This is a genomic window from Citreimonas sp., from assembly GCF_042096055.1.
Lineage (GTDB): Bacteria > Pseudomonadota > Alphaproteobacteria > Rhodobacterales > Rhodobacteraceae > Citreimonas.
In genome coordinates this window covers 10,903-15,547 of record NZ_JBELMH010000068.1, presented here as the reverse complement: position 1 = coordinate 15,547, position 4,645 = coordinate 10,903, and the positions used below count along the sequence as shown (strand labels likewise).

Annotated in this window: 4 protein-coding genes and 1 pseudogene; all 5 read left to right on the top strand. The window is 69.2% G+C overall.

All coding sequences use genetic code 11. The annotated features are described in order from the left end of the window. A pseudogene (locus ACFDTC_RS13875) lies at positions 1–399 on the top strand (NADPH-glutathione reductase); the annotation flags it as partial. A gap of 71 nt (positions 400–470) precedes the next feature. After that, the gene (gene hflK, locus ACFDTC_RS13870) at positions 471–1,670 is read left to right on the top strand and encodes an FtsH protease activity modulator HflK (protein WP_375259477.1); all 1,200 of its coding nucleotides are present in this window, start codon (positions 471–473) and stop codon (positions 1,668–1,670) included. Between the two features lies 1 nt (position 1,671). Then, a complete protein-coding gene (locus ACFDTC_RS13865; protein ID WP_375259476.1) occupies positions 1,672–2,874 on the top strand; it encodes an SPFH domain-containing protein in 1,203 nt (400 codons plus the stop codon). Then, positions 2,871–3,062: a DUF2065 domain-containing protein gene (locus ACFDTC_RS13860; protein ID WP_375259475.1), complete on the top strand. Its 192-nt coding sequence runs from the start codon at positions 2,871–2,873 to the stop codon at positions 3,060–3,062. The genes ACFDTC_RS13865 and ACFDTC_RS13860 overlap by 4 nt, the downstream gene beginning before the upstream one ends. Positions 3,063–3,269: 207 nt before the next feature. Beyond that, positions 3,270–4,645: DegQ family serine endoprotease (locus ACFDTC_RS13855; protein WP_375259482.1), on the top strand; the 1,376-nt coding region annotated here is incomplete at its 3' end.

The following is a 4,645-nucleotide window of genomic DNA, read 5'->3' as shown; positions in this document are numbered from 1 at the left end:
TTCGTCGAGACCGTGTTCAAGGGCAACCCGACGCCGGTCGACCATGACCTGGTGCCGTCGGCGATCTTCACCCAGCCCGAGTTCGGCACCATCGGCCTGACCGAGGAAGAGGCCCGCGACATCGAGCCGATCGAGGTCTACTCGACCTCGTTCCGGCCGATGAACACCGCCTTCGCCGGCCGGCCCGACCGGGTGATGATGAAGCTGATCGTGTCCAAGGAGACGCGCAAGGTGCTGGGCTGTCATATCGTCGCGCCCGGCGCGGGCGAGATGATCCAGCTGGCCGGGATCGCGGTCAAGATGGGCGCCACCAAAGAGGATTTCGACCGCACGGTCGCGGTTCATCCGACCATGGCCGAGGAAATGGTGACCATGCGGCAGCCCGCGCGCAGCGGCTGAGCCGGGTTGATTTCCGGCTCCGCGCGCACACTTGTGGGACGACGCTAGAAGACGAAGAGGGAAGAGACTTCATGGCAGGAAACAACGGCGGCCCCTGGGGGGGCGGCGGTGGCTCGGGCGGCGGCGGACGCGGCCCCGAGAATGGCGGCCCGAGGGGCCCGAACGGCAACCGCGGCGGCCGGGGTGGAAACGACAGCCAGATCCCCGAGATCGAGGAACTGATGAAACGCGGCCAGGACCGGCTGCGCGTGCTGATGGGCGGCCGTGGGGGCGGCGGCAACGGCACGGGCGGTGGGTCCGGCGGCGGCGGCGGGCCGTTCTTCACTCGCGGCACCGTTGGCATCGGCGCGCTGATACTCGTCGCACTCTGGGGCTTCGCCAGCATCTACACCGTGCGGCCCGAAGAGCAGTCGGTCGAGCTGTTCCTGGGCGAATTCGCCTCAACAGGGCAGCCGGGCCTGAACTTCGCGCCCTGGCCTGTGATGACCCACGAGGTCGTGAACGTCACTTCCGAGCGCACCGAGACGATCGGCGTGGGCCGCGGCACCGGCGACGGCCTGATGCTGACCACCGATGCCAACATCGTCGACATCGAATTCCAGGTCGTCTGGAACATCAACGATCCGGCGCAGCTTCTGTTCAACGTGCGCGATCCGCAGCTGACGGTCCAGGCGGTGTCTGAATCGGTCATGCGCGAGATCATCGCCGCGTCGAACCTGGCGCCGATCCTCAACCGGGACCGTGGCCTGATCGCCGACTCGGCCCGCGAGCAGATCCAGGAAACGCTGAACGAGTACGAGTCCGGCATCAACATCGTGCGGGTCAACCTCGACACCGCCGACCCGCCGGCCGAGGTGATCGACGCCTTCCGCGACGTGCAGGCCGCCGAGCAGGAGCGCGACCGGCTGGAGCGTCAGGCCGACGCCTACGCCAACCGCGTCGTGGCCGAGGCCCGAGGCGAGGCCGCGCAGGTGCGCGAGCAGGCCGAGGGCTACCGCGCGCAGGTCGTGAACCAGGCGCTGGGTGAGGCGAGCCGCTTCAGTGCGGTCCAGACCGAGTACGCCCAGGCGCCCGACGTGACGCGCCGCCGGCTGTACCTCGAGACGATGGAGCGCGTGCTGGCTGACGTCGACAAGATGATTCTCGACGAGGCCGTCGCCGGTTCGGGCGAAGGCGGCGCGGGGGGCGGCGTCGTGCCGTACCTGCCGCTGAACGAACTGCGCCGGGGCACCGGCAACACCAACGGCAACACCGACGCGGGGGGCAACTGACATGCGCAAGGCAATCTGGATACTGCCCGTCGCCGTCGTGGCGCTGGTCCTTCTGCTGTCGTCGGTCTTCGTGGTCGACGAGCGCGAGAAGGCGCTGGTGCTGCAATTCGGCCAGATCCGCGACGTCAAGGAAGAGCCGGGCCTGGCCTTCAAGGTGCCGATCATCCAGGACGTGGTGCGCTACGACGACCGCATCCTGTCGCTCGACACCGAGACGATCGAGGTCACGCCCGCCGATGACCGCCGCCTGGTGGTCGACGCCTTCGCGCGCTACCGCATCGCCGACGTGGTGCAGTTCCGCCAGGCCGTCGGCGTGGGCGGCGTGGGCGCCGCCGAGGACCGCCTGAGCGCGATCCTCAACGCGCAGATCCGCGAGGTGCTGGGTGCCGACCAGGTGACGTCCGACCGGATCCTGTCGGAAGAGCGCGGCGACCTGATGATCCGCATCCGCGACCAGGCCCGCGCGCAGGCGCGTTCGCTCGGTCTCGACGTGGTCGACGTGCGGCTGAAGCAGACCAACCTGCCGACCCAGAACCTCGACGCGACCTTCGCCCGGATGCGGGCAGAACGCGAGCGCGAGGCCGCCGACGAGATCGCCCGCGGTAACGAGGCCGCTCAGCGCGTGCGCGCGCTGGCCGACCGGACCGTGACCGAGACCCTGTCGGAAGCCGAGCGCGAGGCCGAGATCGTCCGAGGCGAGGCCGATGCCGAGCGCAACCGCATCTACGCGATCGCCTTCGGCGCGGACCCCGAGTTCTTCGCCTTCTACCGCTCGCTTCAGGCCTACGAGACCGCGCTTCAGGGCGAGAACTCGACGATGGTGATGACGCCGTCGAGCCAGTTCTTCGAGTACTTCCGCAACGAGACGGCCGGTCGTTCGCTGACCGTTCCGGACGAGGCGCCGACCCCGATGAACGAATCCGGCATCCAGCTGGAAAGCGACATGGTGCCGGACGCCTCCGATCCGGTGGCGCCGCGGGTGCAGGATCTCGAGGAGAGCGAGGAAACCTCGGACGGTGCCGGCGGTCCGGCCCGCCTGGGCGCGCCCGGCGCGGGTCCGCAGGCCAACCCGGGCGACGCCGATCCGCTGCCCGAGGACGAGGACGGCGACCCGGCTCCGCTGGGCGGCGAGGCCTTCGTCGACGAGGCCGAGCAGGACGACGCGGAAGGCGGCGACGTGCCCCCGCCGATCGAGACCAATTGACTGGGACCGACATCCTGACGGGAATCGCCTTGGTTCTCGTGATCGAGGGGCTGGTGTACGCACTGGCCCCTTCGCTTGTGGAGCGCCTGCTCGAGGCGCTGCGCGCGATGCCCGTCGAGGCGCGGCGCACGCTGGGCCTGGCGACGCTGGCCACCGGCCTCGTGCTGTTGTGGATCGCGCGGGGCTAACCGCTCACGGATTGGTATTTGCCAGTCACGGTTGCGAGAGAGCGGCATGAATCAGGTTAAGTGTTGCCCGAAAGCGTCTAGTAACGACAGAATGGAAACGCTGAAGGCAGGCCGCCCGGCGGCCTGGCAAAGACCAAGGAGACCCCATTGAAACCGCATTCTTTCGCTCGGACACGCGACCTGGCGACGCCGCTGCGCCTGTTCTGGATGTCGACCCTGTCGATGGTTCTGATCCTGTCGCAGTCGCTGATGGCGAACGCGCAGGCCCGTCCGCAGACCTTCGCGGACCTTGCCGAACGCATCAGCCCGGCCGTGGTCAACATCACCACCTCGACCACCGTGGCCGGCCGTTCGGGCCCGCAGGGCATCGTGCCCGAAGGCTCGCCGTTCGAGGATTTCTTCCGCGAGTTCCAGGACCGCGGCGGCCCGAACCAGCCGCGCCGCTCCTCGGCGCTCGGCTCGGGCTTCGTGATCTCGGAGGACGGCTACATCGTCACCAACAACCACGTCATCGAGGGCGCGGACGAGATCCTGATCGAGTTCTTCGAGGATTTCGAACTGCCCGCCGAGGTCGTCGGCACCGATCCCAACACCGACATCGCCCTGCTGAAGGTCGAGGCCGACCGGCCGCTGGTCTACGTGCCCTTCGGCGACAGCGACACGGCGCGCGTGGGCGACTGGGTTATGGCGATGGGCAACCCGCTGGGGCAGGGCTTCTCGGTCAGCGCGGGCATCGTCTCGGCGCGCAACCGGGCGCTGTCGGGCACCTATGACGACTACATCCAGACCGACGCGGCGATCAACCGCGGCAACTCGGGCGGGCCGCTGTTCAACATGGACGGCGAGGTCGTCGGCGTGAACACCGCGATCCTGTCGCCCAACGGCGGCTCGATCGGGATCGGCTTCTCGATGGCGTCGAACGTGGTCACCCGCGTGGTCGACCAGCTGCAGGAATTCGGCGAGACCCGCCGCGGCTGGCTGGGCGTGCGCATCCAGGACGTCACCGACGAACTGGCCGAGGCGCTGGGGCTGGAAGAGGCGCGCGGCGCGCTCGTGTCCGACGTCCCCGAAGGCCCGGCGATGGATGCCGGCATGCAGGCGGGCGACGTGATCCTGTCCTTCGACGGGGTCGAGGTCGAGGACACGCGCCAGCTGGTCCGCGTCGTGGGCAACACCGCCGTGGGCAAGGAAGTGCGCGTGGTGGTGAACCGCGACGGCTCGACCGAGACGCTGCGCATCACCCTTGGCCGCCGTGAAGAGGCGCAGGCCGTGCCCGCCGCACAGCCCGGACCCGACCTGCCCGAGGACGAGCCGTCGAGCCTCGACGTGCTGGGCATCACGCTGTCGCCGCTCGACGCCGAGATCCGCGAAGAGCTGGGCCTGCCCGAGGACCGTACCGGCCTCGCCGTGGTTGCCGTCGACGAGACCTCGGAGGCGTTCGAGAAGGGGCTGCAGGTGGGCGACGTCATCACCGAGGCAGGCCAGAGCGCCGTCGAGACGCTGGCGGAGTTCGAGGATCAGCTGGATACGGCCCGCGAGGCCGGCCGCCGCTCGATCCTGCTGCTGGTCCGCCGCGGCGGCGA